Here is a 19,568-nt window from a genome sequence, read left to right on the forward strand (position 1 = left end):
CCGGCGCGGTGCGACGCGGTCGTCCTTCTCGCTCTGTACGCCGACCCGCCCACGAGGTCACCGGAATGTCCGCGCGCGGAATCGTCCGCGTGCGGGCAACGGGCAGGTCTTCGGACTCGCGGGCACGTCCTCACGGGGGAGGACTCCTAGTGGCCGTCGCTTCCCAGACCCGTCCCGGGTCCAGTGCTGATGACGGCGGTCGTTCCCGCTCACCGCTGCGGGGCAGTCCCGGATTCCCACCGGGTTCCCTCTTACGACGCATCCCGTCCGGCTGACGGGGCGAACCAGCTGCACCCGCAGCCTAGCCTGGTCGTCCGGTTGTTCGCACGCGACGGGACTCCGGAGCGCCACCGGGCCCCGGAGTCCGTCATGTCGGGTCGTACGTGCGTGTGCGTGCGTGCGTGTCGGGGTCAGGCGCCGCAGAAGGACTCGGTCCGGACGAAGCCGCCGAGGTTCTCGTCGTCGGTGCCGAGCAGCGTGTCCGCGGACTCGGGCAGGCACTCCACCGCCTCGACCTTGTACTGGGGGTACGTCCCGAGCACGGTCGGGGAGGCCGCGAGCGCGACCCGTACCCGGCCCGTCGCCGAGATCGTCACCCGGCCGGCGTCGCTCACCGCCGAGTCGAACGGGCCGTCGTCGCCGGCGTCCGCCGCCGACCCCACGACGAGCCTGCCGGCGGCGGTCACCGCGATGTCGGAGATGTGCCGTGCACCGTCGTCGGCGGGGTGTGCGGCCCGGTAGGTCCGGCTCGTCACCGCCCCGAACAGCGGCTGCCCCCACGCGGCGAACGTCAGCGGCGCCGCGTACAGGGTGGCGGGACGGCCGGGGCCGGCGCCCCGGTCCGCCCACAGGGCGGCGAGCTTTCCGTTCTGGGCGACGAGCGCGAAGCTCTCGAAGTCGTCGCCCTCGCCGATCGCCGGCAGCGGCGTGTAGTCGACGACCGTCGCCGTCGAGCCGGCGACCTTCAGGCGGAACAGGACTCCGCGGCTGGTGAGTGCCAGGTACTCGCCCGGCATCCCCGGGACGGCCTCGATGGCCTCCAGGTCGACCGGCTCCGGCCCGTCCCAGGTGAGCGGCGCGACGGTGTCGGAACCCTCCCGATGGGTGATCCGGGACAGCCGCTGTTGCCCGGACCGCTTGTTGTCATGGACGACCAGGACCTGCACGCCGGTGCCGTCGTCGGTACGGCCCTCGTACGCGAGACCGCTGACACCGCTGAGGACGTCGCCACCGACCTTCTGCCACTCTCCGGCGGCCCCGGCGGGGGCGGAGCCCAGCGTCGTCAGCAGCGCGGTCGCCGCGGTGAGCCAGGCCATGCGCTGCAACATCGAAAGTTTCACGGAGTCGCTTGCCTTCTCTGTCCGACAGACGCGAGATCACGCGCCGGACGTCAGGCTATGGATCTTGGTACGGGCGGCCCCAGCGCCCGTTGCTCCGTTCGCCGGAGCGCGCGGTCGGACAAGGGGCGCGTGGGCGGTAGGTGCGCGCCCCCTCAGTCCCCGAGACCTCTCACCGGGCCGGACGGGCGTCCGTACGAGGTTCGCCCGGCCCGCGGAACGGCAGCGTCCGGCTGAGGACCAGGTTCGTGGTCGTGCTCCCGAACTGCGCCAGCGCGTCGACGAGCTCCTCCAGATGGGACATCGACGTGGCCGCCACCTTCAGGACGTAGCAGTCGTCACCCGTGGTCCGCAGGCACTCCAGGTACTCCGGGCGCTCACCGAGCAGCCGGCGCAGCGGCTCGTGCCGGGTCCCCGGGTACTTCAGCCGCACCACCGCGAGCACCGGATAGCCGGTCCGCTCCAGGTCGACCTCCGCCCGGAACCCCGTGATCACCTCGGCGGCCTCCAGGCGCCGCACCCGCTCCTTGGTCGCCGACGCGCTCAGATTCACCCGCCGCGCCAACTCCGTGTACGCGATCCGGCCGTCCTTCTGGACCTCCGTCAGGATCGCCCAGTCCGTCGCGTCGAGAGTCTCGGTCATCCGGCCAGATTACCGGCGGATCCACGGCCGAAGGGCCCCGGAACAGGCGGGAATCCCTTCAGCGGCCCCCGGGCGCCGGACTAGCCTCGTCCTCGTGAAGATCGGAGTCAACATCCTCAATTTCGGGCCCGGGACCGACCCCGGAGTCCTGCGGGAATGGGCCCGGACCGTGGAAGGCCTGGGGTACGACCTCCTCATGGTCTCGGACCACATCGCCATCACCCCCGACGTCGCCGAGCGCTATCCGGCACCCTTCTACGAACCGTTCACCACCCTCTCCTGGCTCGCGGGCCTCACGACCCGGGTCCGGCTCGGTACGACGGTGCTCATCGCGCCCTACCGGCACCCGCTGCTCACCGCCCGCATGGCGGCCAACCTCGACCGGCTCAGCGGGGGCCGGCTCGTCCTCGGGGTGGGGGTGGGGTGGGCGCGCCAGGAGTTCGCCGCCCTCGGGATCCCCTTCGAGCGCCGCGGCCGGCTCACCGACGAGCACGTGCGCGGCGTCCGCGAGGCCTGGGAGAACACCGCGGACTACGGGGACCGGCGGATCCCGGTGTGGGTCGGCGGCAACAGCGATGCGGGGGTACGCCGTGCCGTACGCCTCGGCGACGCGTGGCATCCGCTGCGCTGCACCATGCCGTGGCTGCGCGAGGGCGTCGACCGGCTGAAGGCCGCCGCCGACGAGCAGCGGCTCCCCGTGCCCGCATTCGCCCCCCGGATCGCGCTCGGGATCACGGCGGCACCGGTCACCGCGGCGGACCGGCTCGCGGGGCACGGCACGCTCGACCAGATCCTGGACGACCTCGACCAACTGCGGCTGCTCGGCGCCGAGTCCGTCGTCCTCGACCCGTACGCCGGGGATCCGAGCGAGACGCTCCATCCGGAGAAGGCCTGGGAGGCACTCGCCGCCGTGGCCGCGCACCTCGACCTGAACGGAGCTCCCGCATGATCACGCCCGACGACCACACCCTCCTCCGCCGCGCCATCGCGCTCGCCGCCAAGGCGAAGGAGGGCGGCGACCCGCCCTACGGTTCGCTGCTCGCGGCACCGGACGGGACGGTCCTCGCGGAGGACCACAACACCACCCTCACGGACCGGGACATCACCGCCCACCCGGAGCTGAAGCTGGCACGGTGGGCCGCGAAGGAACTGGACGCGGCGACGGCGGCCGAGACCACGATGTACACCAGCTGCGAACCGTGCGGGATGTGCGAGCCCGTCATCCGGCTCGCGGGGCTGCGCCGGGTCGTCTTCGCCCTGTCCGGCGAGCAGCTCCTGGACATCAGGCCGGCGAGCTCGAAGCCGCCCGTACCCCAGGACGGCCCCGCGCTCCTCGACGAGGTGCGGGCCGTAGTCGAGGGCTACTACCGCTGACCGGCGGGGCGTTGACGCCCGGGCCGTCAGTCGTTGACCGCCCGGGCCGTCGGTCGTTGACCGCCCGGGCCGTCGGTCGTTGACCGCCCGGGCCGTCGGTCGTTGACCGCCCCGGCCGTCAGCCGGTGTCCGGGCTCGGCGGAGACGCCGGGAGCGGGATGTCGTAGACGTGGTCCGGGGTCACGATGCCGGTGATGGCCTTCCCGAGGCGGGTGCTGGGCGCGATTCCGCCTTTCGTGACGTCGGTGTTGAGGAGGACGACGAGGGTCGCCTGCGCCTCGGGCAGGTAGATCGTCAGCGACTGGTACCCCGGCAGGGAGCCGTTGTGGCCGATCCAGCCCTGGATGTTGAAGATGCCCAGACCGTATCCGTCGCCGCTGGTGGACGACGGGTAGACCTTGAGGCGTTCGGCCTGGGTCTTGGCGGTGAGCAGTGTGCCCGTGGCGACGGTCTTGGCCCAGGAGCGCATGTCCTGGAGGTTCGAGATCATCGCGCCTGCCGCCCAGCCCCAGGAGGGGTTCCAGTCGGCGGCGTTCTCGATCTCGCCCGACGCGGTCTGCTCGGTGTAGCCCTGGGCGTGCGGCTTGGGGAAGGCGGCGTCCGTGGGGAAGGAGGTGTGCCGCAGGCCCGCGGGCTCCACGACGTTCTTCTGGATGTACTCGTGCAGGGGCATGCCCCCGGCCTTCTCCACGACCAGACCGAGCAGGATCGTGTTCGTGTTGGAGTACTGGAACTCCGCGTCCGGCTGGAACTCCACCGGGTGTTTGAACGAGTAGTCCAGCAGCTGCTGCGGGGTGAAGGGGCGGTCGGGGTTCGAGGTCAGAGCCTTGTAGAAGTCCTCGTCCCCCGTGTAGTTGAACAGCCCGCTGCGCATGGCCGCGAGATTGCGAAGGGTGATCTTGTCGCCGTTCGGCACGCCGTCGACGTAGTCGGAGATGGGGTCGTCGAGGCCGATCTTGCCCTCGTCGACCAGTTCGAGCACGGCCGTCACCGTGAACGTCTTGGTCTCGCTGCCGATGCGCATGAAGAGACCGGGGCTCATGGCCGCGCCGGTCTCGGTGTCCGCCTCCCCGAAGGAGCGGAGGTACGTGCCCTTGCCCGGTGCCGACAGGGCGACCGAGACGCCCGGCACGTCCGCCTCCCGCATGACGTCCTGGATGGCCTTGTCCAGCTCGGCGGCGACCGCCGGGGTCAGCTCGGGGAAGTCGGTCTCCGCATCCGCCGATGGCGCGGCGGCGGAGGACGTCACGAACGCGGCGGGGCCCGGAGGCTCGGTGGCGACGGCGGTGCCCGCACCCAGCGGGGCCGCGAAGATCCCGAGCGCCGCGACACCGGCACAGACGCGCCGCCGACGGCTGAATGAGTACCTCACGGCGGGCCTCCTGCCGGCCGGGGACAACACTCCACCTCTCAGGCTAGGTCCGGCGGGCCGGGCTCGCACGGCGACCCGGGAGCCGTCTGTTAGGTTCCGTTGGCCTGTGAGTTCCGCTTGTCGAGAGGAAGAGACGCACGATGGCCGTCATCCACCGCACCACGATGCAGCCCACCAAACTGGAGCTCCTCGCCGCGTGGCTGCCCACCCGTGCCTGGTACGCCGGCCGGGCGGAGGGGCCGAGCCCGGCCAAGGCCGGTGGGTTCCGGCTCGACGACCCGGCCGGCGAGGTGGGCATCGAGTTCATGGTGGTGACCGACGGGCCGGAGGACGGGGCGACGGCCTATCTGGTGCCCCTCACCTACCGCGGGGCTCCGCTGGAAGGCGCCGAGCACGCCCTCGTCGGCACCTCCGAGCACGGCGTCCTCGGCACGCGCTGGATCTACGACGGCACCCACGACCCCGTTCTCGTCGGGCAGTTGCACGCCCTGCTGCGCGGGCAGGCGGTGGCGCAGGCCCAGTCCGTGAACGACACGCCGGATCCGACGGTCTCCGTCTCCCCGGCCGAGCACGCCGGTGCCGCCGACGCGTCCGGTACGGCCGACGCGGCCGACGCGTCCGACGTGGAACTCGTACGGGTCGCGGACCGGTCCGACCACACCGCCGCGGTGCTGCGGACGGCCGGTGCGGCCGGGGAACTGACGCTGCGTGTACGGCGGGTGCTGCGGGCCGCGGGAGAGGGCACCCTCCCGGAGCCGGGTCAGGTCACGGCCCAGTGGTCGCTGCCGGACGGGAGCACCGCTCGTGGTGCGTTCATCGAGGCGGAGGGCTCCCTCTAGACCCAGTTGACCTCCGCCCGGGCGAGCAGGGGGTCGTCGATCAGCTCCCACAGCGGGACCGCGAGGTTCCCGCTGCGGTAGCGGCCGCCGAAGTGCAGGCCGAGGACGCGATGGTCGTCGAGGTCGAACACGGGGGAGCCGCTGTTGCCGCCCAGCGTCGAGCAGTCGTGCTTCATCACCAGGCTGCCTGGGGTGAACTCGGTGGCCGCGCCCGGCTGGAGACGCTTCACGTTGTACACGTCCATGAAGATCCGGCGCATCGACTCGGGTTCGTTGCGCCGGCCGTCCCAGGCCGGGTAGCCGACCACGTACACCGGGCGGCCGGGCACGCTCGCGGGCGCGTCCGCGGCGACCGCGAGCGGGGTGGGCAGCCCGTCGGGCGACGAGGGTTCGATCCGCAGCAGGGCCATGTCGACGTCCGGGTGGATGCCGATGATCTCCGTGATCTCGTACGGGGCCGAGTACGGCGCGGAGGGGGGCGCCGCGACCGGGTCGCCGTCCACGGGGAGTTCCTCCGCCGGGTCCACCCGTGCCGACATCCCGAAGGTGAGCGTCCAGCGGTCGCGGTCCGCTTCGAAACTGCTGAACTCCGCCGCCACATGACGGTTCGTCATGACCGCGTGCGGGCCGACGAGGAAGGCCGTGCCGATCCAGTCCAGGCTGGGGTGGCCGGTGACCTCGACCCGTCCGACCCGGGCCAGGGACTCCTGGATGGCGGCCCGTTGACCGTCGAGCACCGCCCACTCGTCCCGCTGCGGTGCGAAGTCCTGGCGCTGGACCAGGATCGCCGGACGGCCCTGGAGGAGGACGATCGCCTCCACACCGAAGGACTCGTCATCGTCGATCTCGTCCTCGCGGTGGGCCGCCAGCTTCTCCAGGCCGCTGACCCCGGCCTCCAGGACGCGCGCCCGTTCCTCACGGGCGAAGCGGGAGATCTCGACCGCCGGCGCCACATCGGCGGGCAGTTCGAGCGACGACTCGGCGATCTCCGCCTCCAGATCCGCCCGGACGCGGGCGGCGACCTCCTTCAGGTCCCCGAAGATCTGCTCGGCGCCGGTCGCGACCGGCGACCCGCCCCGCGCCCCGCCGCGTGCTCCGTTCGGCATGGTCACTCACCTCGGCTGCCCGTGCGTCCGGCCACCGGGGCGGCGGGCCGCCCCGACTGACCGGCCACGATCTCGTCGTACAACTCCGGTCGGGACTCCCGCAGATGGGCCATGATGCTGCTCATCTGGGTGCCGACGTTCACGAACTTCGTCTTTCCGCCCTGGAACTCGACCTCGTCCACCTTCTGCGTGCCGCGGTGCAGTCCCACCACCGTCCAGTCGTCGAGGCAGACGGGGGAGCCGGAGGAGCCGCCGCGCGTGTCGGTGAAGTACAGGATGTCCCGCTCGTCCGCTCGGTAGACCAGGTTGTTGCGCAGGGCGATCCGCTTCGGCAGGCCGCCCGGGTGCTGGATGATGTTGACCGGTACGCGCTGGCGCTCCCGGACCAGCAGCGGGCGGGTGGCGACCTTGAGCGTCGGCCGCGGGGCCTGGTCGGCGGCGAGCCGCACGATGGCGTAGTCGAGCGCCTCGTCCCAGGCGGCGAGTTCACCGGCGGTCACCTCGGGCGAGGCCGTCGCGTCCTCGACGAAGTCGAAGCGGGAGCGGGACATCAGCGCCTGGAGCCGCAGGTCCTCGTCGCTCACGAACGGCCGGACGCCCGACTCCCACGAACGGGCCATCACCACATGGTGGTTGGTGATCAGCAGTCCGGGTGCCACCATCCAGCCCGTGCCGCCGTGCGGGTACGACGGGAGGAGCGGGGTCCCCGACTCGTACGGCGGGATCCTCAGCAGGGCGACGGAGGCGCCGGCCCGGATGCCGCCGTGGAGGAACTCGTACGGCACGGTGTCGTCCTGGAGGACGATCTCCTCCTTGAACTCCCCGGGCATCATGTCCGCCGGCAGGGCGGCCTCGCCGGTGATCTCCCGGGCCACGGTGTCGAGCGCGCCCTGGAGGACGGCACGCGGGCCCTGCTCGTGGGTCTGCTCGATCGCGTTGTGCAGCCAGATCTCCAGCGGGACCAGGCCGTCGATGAGGCGCTCGACCTGGTTCATCGCGTTCAGGTCGGCGTGGGCCTGGTGCAGGGGGTCGCTCAGCGGCTGGAGCGTGGCGGTGAAGTGTGCCGGGATGCCCTTGAGCAGGGTGGGGCGCAGCGCGCGGTCGGCGAGTCCGGCCTCCATCGCGGCGTTGCGGACCCGGACGAGCTCCTCCTGGGCCAGGAACGGCTCCTTGCGGAGCGCGGCCCCCGCGGCGTCGGGAGGCGGCTGCGTCCACAGGCCGACGCTGCCGCGACGGGGGCGCGCGGCCATGAGGGGAGTCGCCCAGGAGCCCGTCGCGGAGTCGGGGAGGGAGCGGCCGGGAGGAAGCGGGCCGGGGGGCGGGTCGAGGGAGGAGGCGCTGTCGGGTGAGGGCGGGACGCGAGCCGCGGGGCCGGTTGGACTCGGGTCGTTCGGCGTCGGGTCGTACGGGGTCGGCTCGTGTGGGAGGGGCTCGTAGCCGCCCGGGTCGCGGGGGACCTGGCCGTACGGGGCCGGGGCCGGGCCCGCGTCCATGGCGGAGGCGACGCCGTGGAGCAGGTCCCCGCTGTCGTCGCGGAGCGTGAGCGCCTGCCGGGCCACGCTGTCCAGCGTGCCGCGCCGCCGGGCCTCCCGCAAGGCCAGCTCGATCCGTTCGCGGCCCATCCGGAGGCGGCCCGTCCCCGGCCCCGTCTCCGTCCCCGTCCCCGGCCCCGCGCGCGGGGGCTCGCCCGACGCCGTGTCCAGGATGCGGGCCAGCGGCTCGCGCAGCCGGGGCTCGTCGGTCATCGTCGTGTCGATCCAGTGGGCGAGCTCGCCCACGACCGCGTCCTCGTCCGCCGGGAGCCCCACGAGCCGCAGCGTGTGCTCCAGGAGCTGGGGATCCGCCCGGCAGGCCGTCGCGGCCGCCGTACGGGCGAGGGACGGCTGCCGGGCCAGCTCCGCGTCGGGCATCCCCCGCAGCGTCCGGGCGAGCCGCGCCTCCGCCGGGGCGGCGTCGCCGTCCGCCAGGGCCGCGAGCCGGGACCGCGCGACCAGGACGCCCAGGGACTCGTACCGCAGACCGAGCCCGGCGGCGATCTCCTCGGCCTCCTGGAGGTCGCGGTCCGCGTCGGCGAAGTCGCCCGCGTCCTGCGCGAGCCGGGCCGACAGCTGGAGCAGTTCGAGCTGGGTCTCCGCGCAGCCCGCCTCCGCCGCCCGGTCGACGGCCCGCTCGGCGCCGTCGCGGGCCTCCTCGCTCCGCCCCGAGCGGGCGAGGGTCTCCGCGAGCAGCGCGTGGAGCCTGCTGCACGGCGTCCACGGCCGCCGCTCGGACAGCCGCTGCGCCGCGGCCTCCACGTATCCCTGGGTGAGCAGGTCCTCGACCTCGCGCGCGGCGATCCGCTCCCAGTCCTCCTGATCGGCCCCGGTCATGACCTGGTCGGGGACGTGCCCGCCGATGAGGCCGAGGAGGAAGGCCGCCGACCGGTCCGGCATCTCGCGGTGGGTCGTCCCGCCCAGGAAGGCGGAGACGCCTCGCTCCCAACGCCCTTCCACCGTGCGGGGGTTATCGCCGAGCCGGAGCAGGTGGTAGATCTCCTCGGCGCGGTTCCTCGGCCCTTCGCGGGCCGAGTAGTACGCGACGGCGCTCTGGTCGACGGCCCGCATCAGGTCGGTGCGCGCGCGGTCCGACAGGCGCAGCATGATGGCCCGCAGGTCGGTCCGGTGCCGGATGGCCTCCGGGCCGGCCGACTCCATCAGGTCGACCCGGGACGTGAGCAGCCCGTAGAGGCGGCGGGCCTCCGCCGGGGTGTCGACCCGCAGCCCCGCCGGTCCGGCCAGGACGTGCCGCACGAGGTCGGGGGTGATGAGGCGGAGCGCGAGGCCCGCCTGGACCAGGGCCCGGACGTCGTCCTCCGCGATGTGCTTGAGGATGCGGTCGTACAGCGTGCCCTGGATGAGCATCTGGTCGACCTGGCGGTCGAAGTAGCGCCGCCGGTGCGGGAGTCCGCGCAGCAGCTCGCCGAGGGACGCGGAGTCGCCGCCCAGGGCGACCGCCGTACGCGCGGCCAGCTTGAGGCTCAGCGGGTGGCCGCCGATCCGGTCGACGAGGCTGTCGGCGACCGTCTCGTCGTCCACTCCTGACGACATCAGCAGCTCGACGGAGGCCTGCTGGTCCAGCTCGGTGAGCTCCATCGTCCGGGGGGTGAGGACGCGCGCCGGATGGTCGACGGGCGCGCGCCCGGCGACGACGAAGCGCAGGCGCGAGTACGCGGCGCGCAGCGCCGTCCAGATCGCCCACATGCGGGCGATCACCGGCGAACCCCGGTACTGGGCCTCCTCGAAGGAGTCCACGACGATGAGGAGCGGCGGGGCGGTCCCGCCCGGCGGGGGCCGGACGGCCTCGGCGACGAGGGCCGCGATCCGGCGGGCGAGCTCCTGCTCGTGGGCGCTGGCCCGGGCGTGGAAGTCCGCCGAGTAGTCGCGGCCGATCGTCGCCCGTGTCGTGGAGAGCTGGTGGAGCTCTTCGAGTTCGTTGCGTTCGCCGCGCTGGACCGCCGCCGTCTGCTCGCACTCGTCCGCGAGGGCGTCGAAGGCGGTGCGGTGTCCGGGGTGCTGGATGCCGAGCTGGCGTGCCATCTCCGCGATCACGGTGGCGGGTTCGTGGATGGAGAGCGTCGGCCGCTCGAAGTCGAGGTAGGCGAAGGGGAAGCGGGTGGGGGCGGCCTTCAGCGCGTCGACGAGGAACCGGGCGAGCAGCATGCTCTTGCCGATGCCGCCCACGCCGTGGATGAGGACGGGGGGCTCGGCCGGCTCCTCGGGGAGTGCGAGATAGGTGTGCAGGGAGTCGAGTTCGGCGGTGCGGCCGTGGAAGGTCCCCTGGAGGAGGCGGTGCATGGGCTGGAGCAGCCGGGCCTCCTCCAGGCGCTGCTGGACGTCGTCGACGGCGGGCAGTCCGGTGACGCCGGGGACCCGGCGGAGCCAGAGCACGGCCTGGAGGGTGTCGCAGAGCGCGTCGGCGTCCGCCCCGCCGGGGAGGGCGTCGACGCCGTCGAGGGGGCCCGCGCCCAGGAGCAGGGCGAGGGCGGTGCGTTCCGGGCCGGGGCCGTCGGGGCGCTGGCCGATGTTGGTGCGCAGGGCCCGCAGGGCGGCGGCGGGTCCCGCGAGGCCCGCCAGGGCCGTCTCGCGGATCTCGGGCTTCAACGACCAGACCGTGGACTCGGGGGAGGGCAGGGCCGCGCAGTCGTCGACGAGCTCCAGGACCGCCCGCCCGGTGGGGAACTCCTCGTCGGGGAGGCGCAGCAGCGCGGGGTCGAACTCCTGGAGGAGGCAGGCCGCTTCGCGGTAGGACGTGCGCAGGTCGGGCAAGGCCGGCGTGGGGGCATCCAGGCTCGTGCGCAGGGCGTCGCGCAGCAGATGGCCGGCGTCCCCGGGCGGGGGAGGCTGCGGAGGGAACGCCCGGTGGAGCCGTACGACGTCCTCCACCGCCGTGCACACCCGGCGCATGTAACTGTCCTCGGTCCCGGGCCGGTCGGCGGCGCGCAGGACCTCGGCGACGGACGTCTCGACGAGGTCGCGCACGGCTCCCTCCTTCGCCGTTCCGCCCTCGCCCTCTCCGTCCTCATCGGCGTAGAACTCCCGGAAGAAGGCCCGGAGATCGTCCTCGTCGAGCAGCCGTGTGGTGTCGCGGCACTCGTTCTTGCGGATTTCGTACGGGAGTTGGCGCATCGTCGTCGAGTAGCCGAGGAGGACGAGGCGGGGCGCGGTCTCCTTCCGTACCGGGGTGTGTTCGTAGACCGCCCGGGCGAGGACGCCGATGCAGTCCCACACGTCGGAGTTCGGGTCGAGCCGGTCGCAGTCGTCGAGGACGATCCAGAAGCTGTCCGAGGCGGCGGTCGCCCGACCCACGATCCGGTGCGCGGCGTCCTCGAAGGCCGGCAGTGGATCGTTCAACCGTGTCGGGTCCACGACCAGGTCGTCGGTGTCGGCTCCGGGACCCGCGACGAAGGCGGCGAGACGCTGCATGAGCCGCGCCGCCGTCGAGGTGCGGGACAGGGTGACCCGTACCGGCCGGAAGCCGCAGTGCTGGCCGAGATGGCGGATGAGCTCGTACGTGTAGGAGCGGCCGCTGTCCGGCGGGCCGTCGACGACCAGGACCGTCTGCTCCGGGTCGGCGAGGAAGCCCCGGAGCTTCTCCCGCAGCTCGGACCGGCCGAGGAACGCCTCCGTACCGTGCTTCAGGAGCAGGCTGTCGAAGGGGTCCTGCGGGGAGCGGTCGAGCCGCTCGTCGTCCCGGAGCCGGGTGAGGAGGTTCCGGGCCTCCGCGCCCTGCTCGAAGGAGTGCGGATCGTCGATGGACGCCAGGGCGTCGAGCCCGGCGAGGACCGTGAGCAGCCGGCGCTGGTGGGCGATGTCCCGGCGGGCCGCCCCGACCACCAGCAGGGCGTTTCGGTCGGGATCCGGGGTGAGCGGCAGGTCCTGGACGAGATCGGCGGGCAGTCCCGCGCGAAGGAGGTTCTCCCGCGGTTCGGGTGTGTCCAGGAGATGGGCCCGTACCCAACTGGCGACGAGCCCCCACTCCGTCTCGGTGAGCGGCATGCGACACCTGTCCGGCGAACTGGCTGGTCCTCCTCATCGTTTCACCGGGCCGTACCCGTCGCAATCGCTGGTCGGGGCGGCGGGCCGACGGGCCGACTGCGCGGCGGGCCGGCGGGGCGGCGGCACGGCTCAGGGGTGCAGCACGATGTCCCCGTACGACTCAAGGCGCCGCCAGCGCTCCTCGGGCCCGCGCGCCGGCGGCAGCACGTCCACGTCCGGCAGCGGCCCGAACTCCAGCTCGGTGATCTCCGCGACGTCCGAGACGGGCACCTGGTACGTACGGAAGGGGCCCAGCGGCGGCGGCGCGCCCGCCGTCGCCCCCGCGAGCGCCCGCTCGGCGTCCCGGCTCAGGTCGGGGCTCTGGTCGAGGACGTACGCGGCGGCGGCGAGCGCCCCGTCCTGCACGAACGCGGCCACCTTCCAGAAGCGCAGCGGCACCTGGATCCCCCGGTACGGCGGATCGGAGTCCTGGAGCACGGGCCCCGTGAGGACGGTCAGCTTCCGGTCGAACTCGGCGGCATGGTCGAGGAGGTAGTTCTCCAGGCCCTGCCAGAGCTGTTTGCCCTGGTTGAAGACGTCGGCCTGCGGCGCGGCGTTGGTGAAGTGGAAGGTGTCGGTATTGGCCCGGGCCGCCACGGCCGCCGTGCCCCAGACCGGGTCGAGGCGGCGGACGAGATGGCCGCGGTCGAGACTGTTGTTCCGGTAGACCTCGTCGCCGGCCTGCTGCTCCCTGGGCAGCCGCGGGTCGAACTCCCAGACGTCGTCCCTGGGTACGTCCTCCTGGAGCTCGCGCCCGTCGATGCACACGGCGGTCGAGGCGGCGAGCCGCCGGTCCGGCCGGAAGACGACCGTGAAGTGCGTGTACGGCAGGACCACCGTCGCGACCGCGGCCCGGACCGGGAACGGCAGCGGGACGACGGGACCGAGGAAGGCCTCGTCGTAGCCCGTACGGTCGGCGAGCGCCTCGCGACGGGCGCCGGGGGCGGGACCGGGACCGGGCGCGGGACCGGGGGCGGGGGCCGCCGAGGCGGGCGGGGGATCGGAAGGGTTCATACGATGTAAGTACCGCGTGGAGAGGGTCGCGCTCGGCGCCGGACCGCAGGCCACTCGATCAGCCGCCCCCGGAAGCCGCCCCGGCATCCCCTCCCCTCCGTACGAGGAGGCACCCCATGGCCACCGGACTCTCCCTGCACGTCGGACTCAACGAGGTCGACCCAGGCCGCTACGAGGGCTGGTCGGGCACCCTGAACGCCTGCGAGAACGACGCCCACGACATGGCACGGATCGCCCGCACCGCGGGCTTCGAGTCCACCGTCCTGCTCACCCCGGACGGCACCGTCGCCAACGTCACCTCCGTCCTCGGCGAGGCCGCCGGCCGGCTCGGCGCCGGCGACATCCTGCTCTTCACCTACTCGGGCCACGGCGGACAGGTCCCCGACGAGACGGGGACGGACGCCGAGCCGGACGCCCTCGACGAGACCCTGGTCCTCTACGACCGCCAGTTCCTCGACGACGAGGTGCAGCGGGCTTTCCGCGCCTTCGCCGACGACGTACGGATCGTCGCCCTCCTCGACTGCTGCCACAGCGGCAGCAGCATCGAGATCCCCGGCGGCGCGGACGACGACCGGGGCCGCTACCTGCCCGAACCGCGGCAGCGGCAGCTGTACGAACGCGACCGGGTCTTCCTGGACGAGCTGCGCCGCTCGCTCGCCGGGGACGCGGCCGCCGACGGGACGGCCCCCGACGCCCTGCTCGTCTCGGCCTGCCAGGACAACCAGACCGCAGCCGACGGCGACGTCAACGGAGCCTTCACCGAGGCGCTGCTCCAGGTGTGGGACGGGGGTGCCTTCCAGGGCGGCTACCGGGAGTTCCACCGGGCGATCCAGCGCAGACTGCCCCCGAGCCAGAGCCCGAACCTCTACCTGACCGGCTCGCCGGGCCCGGACTTCCTGAACCAGCGGCCGTTCACGGTCTGAGCGCCGTCGCCAGCTGGGCGCGCGAGCGGACGTCGAGCTTCTGGTAGATCCGGGTCAGCCGGGCCTCGACGGTCTTCACGCTCAGATACAGCTTGGCCGCCGCCTCCTGGTTGCTGGCCCCCTGGCCCACCAGCCGGGCGAGCCGCAGCTCCGCCTCCGTGAGCACGGAGAGCGCGGGCGACGCCTCCTCCCCGCCCGAGCCGCCGCCGGTGCTCTCGCCCACCGCGCCCGCCGGGGGCTCGCCCGCCAGGGCCAGCCACGGCGCCGCTCCGGCCCGCTCGAACACCGAGGCGGCCTCGTGCAGGGCGCTCTGCGCCGCCGACCTGCGCCGCCTGCGGCGCTCCACCCGGGCCAGCGCGATCAGCGCCCGGCCCCGCTCCAGCGGCAGCCCGGCGCGACCGAAGCGCTCGGCCGTCCCCGTGAGGAGCTCGGCCGCCGCGTCCGTACGCCCCTCCGCCGCCAGGCAGAGGGCGTGCACCCGGTCGCAGCCGAGCAGCACGGTGCCGCGTCCCAACCGCTCCGCCACCGGCCGTACCTCGGCGAGGAGCGCGAGGGCCTCGTCGCCGGCGTCGTTGGCGAGCAGCGCCTCGGCCAGTTCCTCGTGCCAGCGCAGCATCGACGGATCCACGGTCGACTGGGCCCGCTCGTCGGCCTGGACGCGCCGCAGCGTCTCCAGGGCGGCGGCCACGTCCCCGTTGACGAGCTGGACCCGGCCGAGCGCGTACCGGCTGCGGGAGAGGAAGACCCGGTCACCCTCCTCCTCCGAGGCCTGGACGCTGCGGCGGGCGTAGCTCGCGGCCCGCGCGAAGCTGCCGCCCGCGGTCTCCGCGAGCGCCAGCGCGTACCAGGCGGGACCGGGGGAGAGGCCCGCCTCCAGGGTGAGCGCGAGCGACTGCCCGGCGTGTGCGAGGGCCGCCTGGCACGGACCGATCCGGGACGCGATCTCGGCGAGGGTGCTGAGGAGTTCGATGGCGTCCTCCACCGAGCCGCGCCGCTGCACCAGCGGGAGAAGGGCGCCCAGTTCGTCACGGGCATCCGTCAGCCGGCCGTCGAAGAGTGCGTGTCGGATCGTCAGGATCTGTGCGGCGTTGCGGATGCCGAGCGGGCGCTCGGCCAGCTCCAGGGCACGGGCCTGGGCGAGGACCGTCTCCGCGTCCGGTGAACCGAGAGCCCGCTCCATCCGCGCCTGCACGGTCAGCGCCTGCGCCGCCGTGCGCGGATCACCCGTCGAGGCGGCCAGTGCGGCGGATTCTGCGGCGGCCTTCCGTGAGCGCTCCGGATCGCCGTCGGCGAGCACGTACTTGACGGCCAGGCGGAGCTGCACGGCGGCCCGCAGGGCGGTGTCCCCCTCCGAGTCCTCCATGGCGTGTACGTACATCTCGTCGAGCCCCGTCAGACCCTGGCCCGCCGTGTCGAGGACGGCGAGGCGCGCCCTGACCCGGTCGGCCGGCGCCGCGTCCCGGGCGAGGAGGTCGGTGGCGGCCCGGATCGCGAGGTCGGCGCGGGCCGCGCGGGCGGCCTCCTCGGCTGCGTCGACGAGCCGGGCGATCCGCCGCTTCCCGTGCCGGCCGGGCGTCGACTCGGCGGCGAGCAGGGCCAGTTCGGCGGCGAGCGCACTGTTCCCGCGCCCCCGGGCCAGATCGGCGGCTGCCGCGACCTCGGCGGCGAGCTCCTCGTCGGGGCTGTCGGTCGCGAGCGCCCGGTGGCGTACGGCCTCCACCGGGTCGTCGACGACCTCGGCGAGCGCCGCGTGCCCGGCGCTCCGCTCCGCCCAGCAGGCGTCGTGCACCAGGGTCGAGGGCAGCAGTCCGGCGGTGAACGTCACCGAGCCGTCCTCCGCGAGCGACACCAGATCGGCCCGCTCCGCCGCCGCCAGGTCCGCCTCCGCGGTGGGTCGGCCGGCCCGGCGCACCAGGGTCGCCGAGGGGCGCAGCGCCAGCGCGGCGAGCAGCAGCGTCTCGCGTACGGGAAGGGGCGCGGCGCCCAGGAGCTGGCGGGCCAGGTCGCGGGCGCGCCCGGAGAGCGTGAGCGCCTCCGCGTGGTGCACCGGGGTGCGGGCGTCGGCGAGCGAACGGCCCACGGCGAGCGCGAGCCGCGGATTGCCGCCGCTGGCCCGGTGGATGCGGCCGGCCATCCGGGAGGGCAGCCGGTGGTGGATGAGGAGTTCGGCGATCTCGTCGGCGTGCAGCGGGGGGACGAGCAGGACGTCCGCCTCCGACGGCACCCAGAGGTGGGTGGCGTGCGGGTCCTCGGGGCGGAAGGCCGCCCGGTGGCTCTCGCCGTACGGCTCCTTGGCCTCGGCGTACGGTTCCGGCGTCTCGACGGCCACCACCCGCAGCGCGGGGGGCGCCAGATGGAGCGCGAAGCGCAGCAGGTCCGCGCTGTCCGCGTCGACGTGCTGCACCCCGTCGACGACGAGCAGGACGGGGCCGCGGCAGGCGAGGGCGCGCAGGATCCGGGCGATGCCGAGGCGCAGGGCGATCGGGTCCCAGCCGCCCGCGTCGATCGGTGCCTCGCGGCAGAGCATGGCGACGGCGGTGCGCTGGGGGCCGGGCAGTTCGTCGAAGACCCCGGAGGCGAGCACACCGGGCGCGAACTGTCCGGCGGACGACGGCCCGGCGGCGGACGAAGGTCTGGTGCCGGACGAGGGTCTGGTGCCGGACGAAGGCCGAGCGGCGGACGAGGGTCCGGTCGCGGCCGCGGTCCTGGTGGCGGACGGCGAAGGACCGACGGGCGATGCCCCGGCGGGAGACGACGCCGGCCCGGCGGCGTACGGCGGCGCGCCGGGGTGCGGGTCGGCGGCGGACGGATCGGGTACGGGTGTGCCGAGCCCCGGCCAGGTCACCGTCGCCGCCACGGAGGCGACGAGCGCGGCGGCCGCGGCCCCGGGTATCTCCCGGTCGGACGGCAGGGTCGCGAGCCACAGGACGGTCTCGCCGCGCGCCTCCGCACGGGCGGCCTCGGCGAGCGCGAGCTCGGTCTTGCCGACGCCTGCGGGTCCGGTGAGCAGGGCGCGGCCCCGTGCGTGCAGGACGCGTTCGAGGCGGGCGAGGAGTTCCTCCCGGCCGACCGGCGCCGGTGGTCCCCCCACGCCGGCGGGGCGCAGGGGGCGGTGCGGTGCTGTCGTCACTGTCCACCACCTCCGGCGCTCGGGCCCCCGGCCCATGAGCCCCGTGGGCAGAGAATACGGAGCCCACACGTGGAGTCCAGGCCCCGTGTCCGGCATACGGACGGGACCGCCCCCGCGGGTTCCGGCCGAACACGCCAGAACGCGCCCGTGGTGTAGACCACGAGCGCGTCGCTGACCAGCAATGATGCTGATGTGGGGGGTGGTTCAGAAGGGATTCAGCGGTCTATCAGAAGGTGAGGTTCCACGAGTCGATGTAGCCGGTGTCACCCGTGGCCACATCGCGGACCTGAAGCTTCCAGGTGCCGTTCGCGACCTCGCTCGACGCGTCGACCGTGTAGGTCGCCACGACGTTGTCGGCGCTGTCCGAGGAGGAGGACGCCTTCAGGTTGCGCACGGTGCCGTCGGGGGCGACCAGGTCGACGACCAGGTCCCCGCGCCAGGTGTGCTTGATGTCCACGCCGACCTTGAGGGCGGCGGGGGCGTTGCCGGTGCGGCCGGTGACGGCGATCGAGGACGACACGGTGGCGTTGTCGGCGATCGTGACGTCCGTCGCGTTCGTGAAGACGGTGCCGACCGGCGGGGTGGTGGTGACGGCGTCGACCGTCTTCGCGGAGTCGGCGATGCCGGTTCCGCAGCCGCCGGTGCAGGCGCCGGCCGCGAGCGGACGGGCGTTGGCCTTGATCGCGGTCTCGATCTCGGCCGGGGTGAGGGTGCTCTTGGCCGACTTGAGCAGCGCGGCGAGGCCGGCGATGTGCGGCGCGGCCATCGACGTGCCCTGGTAGGGCTTGTACGTCTCGGCCGACTGGGTCGTCGCGCCCGAGTTCAGCGTGGAGTAGATCGCGTTCTCGGGGGTGGTGACGGTGCCGGGCGTGTCGGTGGCGTTGCGGGTCTCGCCGCCGGGCGCGGCCACGTCCACGATGGCGCCGTAGTTGGAGTAGTACGACCGGTTGGCCGCGCGGTTGGTCGACGCCACGGTGATGACGTTCGAGCAGTTCGCGGGAGTGAAGCCGGAGGCGTTGGCGTTGCTGTTGCCCGCGGCGACGACGACGGTGGTGCCGCGCGAGACGGCGCCGTTGATGGCGGTCTGGTAGACGCTCGGGCAGGTGGCGCTGGCGCCGCCCAGGCTCATGTTGATGACCTTGGCCGGGTTGGCGTTGACCGGGATGCCCGGCACGGTGCCGCCGGACGCCCAGGTGATGGCGTCGGCGATGTCGGAGGACGAGCCGCCGCACTTGCCGAGCACCCGCACGGGCTGGATCTTCGCGTTGTACGCGATGCCCGCGATGCCCTTGGTGTTGTTCGTGACGGCGCCGATGGTGCCGGCCACGTGGGTGCCGTGCCAGGAGGAGTTGGACGCCGTGGAGCCGGTGCCGCACTCGCCGGCGGTGGCGTTCCAGTCGCCCTCGTCCTTCGGGTCCGCGTCACGGCCGTTGCCGTCGCGGGCGTCGGCGGACGTGGAGATGAAGTCGTAACCCGAGACGATGTTGGTCGCCAGGTCCGAGTGGGCGGCGTAGCCGGTGTCGATGACGGCGACGGTGACGCCGGAGCCCGTCGTCTTGTCCCAGGCCGCAGGAACGTTCATGCCGCCGGTGGGCTCGAAGAGGTCCCACTGCTTGGCGTAGTCGGTGTCGTTCGGCGCGGCCGCCATCGCGTAGGCGCGGATGTCGGGCTCGACCGAGGCGACGGACGGGTCGGCGCGGAACGCGTCCATGACCTCCGTCAGGTCCTGCTTGCTGGCGCTGTCGCCCAGGTCGACCAGGGCGCCACCGCCGGCGAGGCGGCGCTCGAAGGAGAGCTTCTCGCCCGTCTTCGCGGCCTTCTCGGCCGTGTCGCTCTTCGCGGCGGTGTTGGAACCGGCCTCGGCGGCCTGGCTCTTGTAGGTGACGATGACCTTCTCGATCGGGGCGCTCGGCAGCGCCCGCATCGTCTGCGAAGCCGGAGCCGGCTTCGGGGTGGCAGCGCCCGGGGCGGCGGCGAACGCCCCGGTGGTGGCAGCGGCGCCGAGGATCGCGGCGCTCGCGACCACGGATATGACTCTCCGCCTGGAACCGTTCAAGGTGTGGCCCTTTCGAGTACGACGTAACTGCGGAGCAGTGGCGGCGGCGCGGGACACACGGGGCGAAGTGGGGTCGCTGTCCGCCGGTCCCTGGGCTTGGGGAGCCCGTGCGCCGCCACCGGCGCGACGGCCCGGGTCAAGGCCGTCCCCGGCAGGCACCACCCTCCGCATGCACCTGTCAGGTGCAGCTCGGGGCATGTT

General features: G+C 73.6%; 12 protein-coding genes and 1 riboswitch. Of the genes, 4 read left to right on the forward strand and 8 right to left on the reverse strand.

All coding sequences use genetic code 11. From position 1 onward, the window contains the following. Positions 1-83: 83 nt before the first annotated feature. A riboswitch (cobalamin riboswitch) is annotated at positions 84-304 on the reverse strand. Between the two features lie 106 nt (positions 305-410). Next, positions 411-1,316 carry a hypothetical protein gene (locus tag ACFC0G_RS28795; RefSeq protein WP_376408378.1) on the reverse strand — a complete coding sequence of 302 codons (906 nt, stop codon included), beginning with the start codon at positions 1,314-1,316 and terminating at the stop codon, positions 411-413. A gap of 193 nt (positions 1,317-1,509) precedes the next feature. Then, the gene (locus tag ACFC0G_RS28800; protein ID WP_376408380.1) at positions 1,510-1,980 is read right to left on the reverse strand and encodes an Lrp/AsnC family transcriptional regulator; all 471 of its coding nucleotides are present in this window, start codon (positions 1,978-1,980) and stop codon (positions 1,510-1,512) included. A 94-nt stretch (positions 1,981-2,074) separates the two neighbouring features. Here ACFC0G_RS28800 and ACFC0G_RS28805 point away from each other — a divergent pair, with 94 nt between their 5' ends. Continuing rightward, positions 2,075-2,929, forward strand: a complete 855-nt coding sequence (locus ACFC0G_RS28805; protein WP_376408383.1) for an LLM class flavin-dependent oxidoreductase — start codon at positions 2,075-2,077, stop codon at positions 2,927-2,929. After that, a complete protein-coding gene (locus ACFC0G_RS28810; protein WP_376408386.1) occupies positions 2,926-3,354 on the forward strand; it encodes a nucleoside deaminase in 429 nt (142 codons plus the stop codon). The genes ACFC0G_RS28805 and ACFC0G_RS28810 overlap by 4 nt, the downstream gene beginning before the upstream one ends. Before the next feature lie 118 nt (positions 3,355-3,472). Here ACFC0G_RS28810 and ACFC0G_RS28815 read toward each other — a convergent pair whose 3' ends face one another. Then, a complete protein-coding gene (locus tag ACFC0G_RS28815) occupies positions 3,473-4,726 on the reverse strand; it encodes a serine hydrolase domain-containing protein (protein WP_376408389.1) in 1,254 nt (417 codons plus the stop codon). A gap of 140 nt (positions 4,727-4,866) precedes the next feature. Here ACFC0G_RS28815 and ACFC0G_RS28820 point away from each other — a divergent pair, with 140 nt between their 5' ends. Next, positions 4,867-5,565 carry a 1,4-alpha-glucan branching protein gene (locus ACFC0G_RS28820; RefSeq protein ID WP_376408392.1) on the forward strand — a complete coding sequence of 233 codons (699 nt, stop codon included), beginning with the start codon at positions 4,867-4,869 and terminating at the stop codon, positions 5,563-5,565. Here ACFC0G_RS28820 and ACFC0G_RS28825 read toward each other — a convergent pair. The 3 genes from ACFC0G_RS28825 to ACFC0G_RS28835 form a co-directional block, all read right to left on the reverse strand. Then, the gene (locus ACFC0G_RS28825; protein ID WP_376408394.1) at positions 5,562-6,671 is read right to left on the reverse strand and encodes a trypsin-like serine peptidase; all 1,110 of its coding nucleotides are present in this window, start codon (positions 6,669-6,671) and stop codon (positions 5,562-5,564) included. The two genes, ACFC0G_RS28820 and ACFC0G_RS28825, sit on opposite strands and share 4 nt — an antisense overlap. Before the next feature lie 2 nt (positions 6,672-6,673). Then, positions 6,674-12,205, reverse strand: coding sequence for a trypsin-like peptidase domain-containing protein (locus ACFC0G_RS28830; protein ID WP_376408397.1), 5,532 nt, complete (start codon positions 12,203-12,205; stop codon positions 6,674-6,676). Positions 12,206-12,334: 129 nt separating this feature from the next. After that, positions 12,335-13,258 carry a DNA/RNA non-specific endonuclease gene (locus ACFC0G_RS28835; protein ID WP_376408400.1) on the reverse strand — a complete coding sequence of 308 codons (924 nt, stop codon included), beginning with the start codon at positions 13,256-13,258 and terminating at the stop codon, positions 12,335-12,337. A gap of 116 nt (positions 13,259-13,374) precedes the next feature. Between ACFC0G_RS28835 and ACFC0G_RS28840 the strand changes: the two genes are divergently transcribed. Continuing rightward, positions 13,375-14,181, forward strand: coding sequence for a caspase domain-containing protein (locus ACFC0G_RS28840; RefSeq protein WP_376408402.1), 807 nt, complete (start codon positions 13,375-13,377; stop codon positions 14,179-14,181). Here the strand turns inward: ACFC0G_RS28840 and ACFC0G_RS28845 are convergent. Both ACFC0G_RS28845 and ACFC0G_RS28850 read right to left on the reverse strand, forming a co-directional pair. After that, on the reverse strand, positions 14,171-17,272 hold the full coding sequence (locus ACFC0G_RS28845; RefSeq protein ID WP_376408559.1) for an AAA family ATPase: 3,102 nt from the start codon (positions 17,270-17,272) through the stop codon (positions 14,171-14,173). The two genes, ACFC0G_RS28840 and ACFC0G_RS28845, sit on opposite strands and share 11 nt — an antisense overlap. A 265-nt stretch (positions 17,273-17,537) precedes the next feature. Next, positions 17,538-19,337: a S8 family serine peptidase gene (locus tag ACFC0G_RS28850; protein WP_376408404.1), complete on the reverse strand. Its 1,800-nt coding sequence runs from the start codon at positions 19,335-19,337 to the stop codon at positions 17,538-17,540. Positions 19,338-19,568 lie beyond the last annotated feature (231 nt).

This window comes from Streptomyces sp. NPDC056169 (assembly GCF_042268445.1).
Lineage (GTDB): Bacteria > Actinomycetota > Actinomycetes > Streptomycetales > Streptomycetaceae > Streptomyces.

What these genes read in the sequence shown, in the direction of transcription:
- ACFC0G_RS28795 (WP_376408378.1), bottom strand. Translation starts at nt 1,316, where the DNA reads ATGGCCTGGCTCACCGCGGCGACCGCGCTGCTGACGACGCTGGGCTCC.
- ACFC0G_RS28800 (WP_376408380.1), bottom strand. Translation starts at nt 1,980, where the DNA reads ATGACCGAGACTCTCGACGCGACGGACTGGGCGATCCTGACGGAGGTC.
- ACFC0G_RS28810 (WP_376408386.1), top strand. Translation starts at nt 2,926, where the DNA reads ATGATCACGCCCGACGACCACACCCTCCTCCGCCGCGCCATCGCGCTC.
- ACFC0G_RS28820 (WP_376408392.1), top strand. Translation starts at nt 4,867, where the DNA reads ATGGCCGTCATCCACCGCACCACGATGCAGCCCACCAAACTGGAGCTC.
- ACFC0G_RS28825 (WP_376408394.1), bottom strand. Translation starts at nt 6,671, where the DNA reads ATGCCGAACGGAGCACGCGGCGGGGCGCGGGGCGGGTCGCCGGTCGCG.
- ACFC0G_RS28830 (WP_376408397.1), bottom strand. Translation starts at nt 12,205, where the DNA reads ATGCCGCTCACCGAGACGGAGTGGGGGCTCGTCGCCAGTTGGGTACGG.
- ACFC0G_RS28835 (WP_376408400.1), bottom strand. Translation starts at nt 13,258, where the DNA reads ATGAACCCTTCCGATCCCCCGCCCGCCTCGGCGGCCCCCGCCCCCGGT.
- ACFC0G_RS28840 (WP_376408402.1), top strand. Translation starts at nt 13,375, where the DNA reads ATGGCCACCGGACTCTCCCTGCACGTCGGACTCAACGAGGTCGACCCA.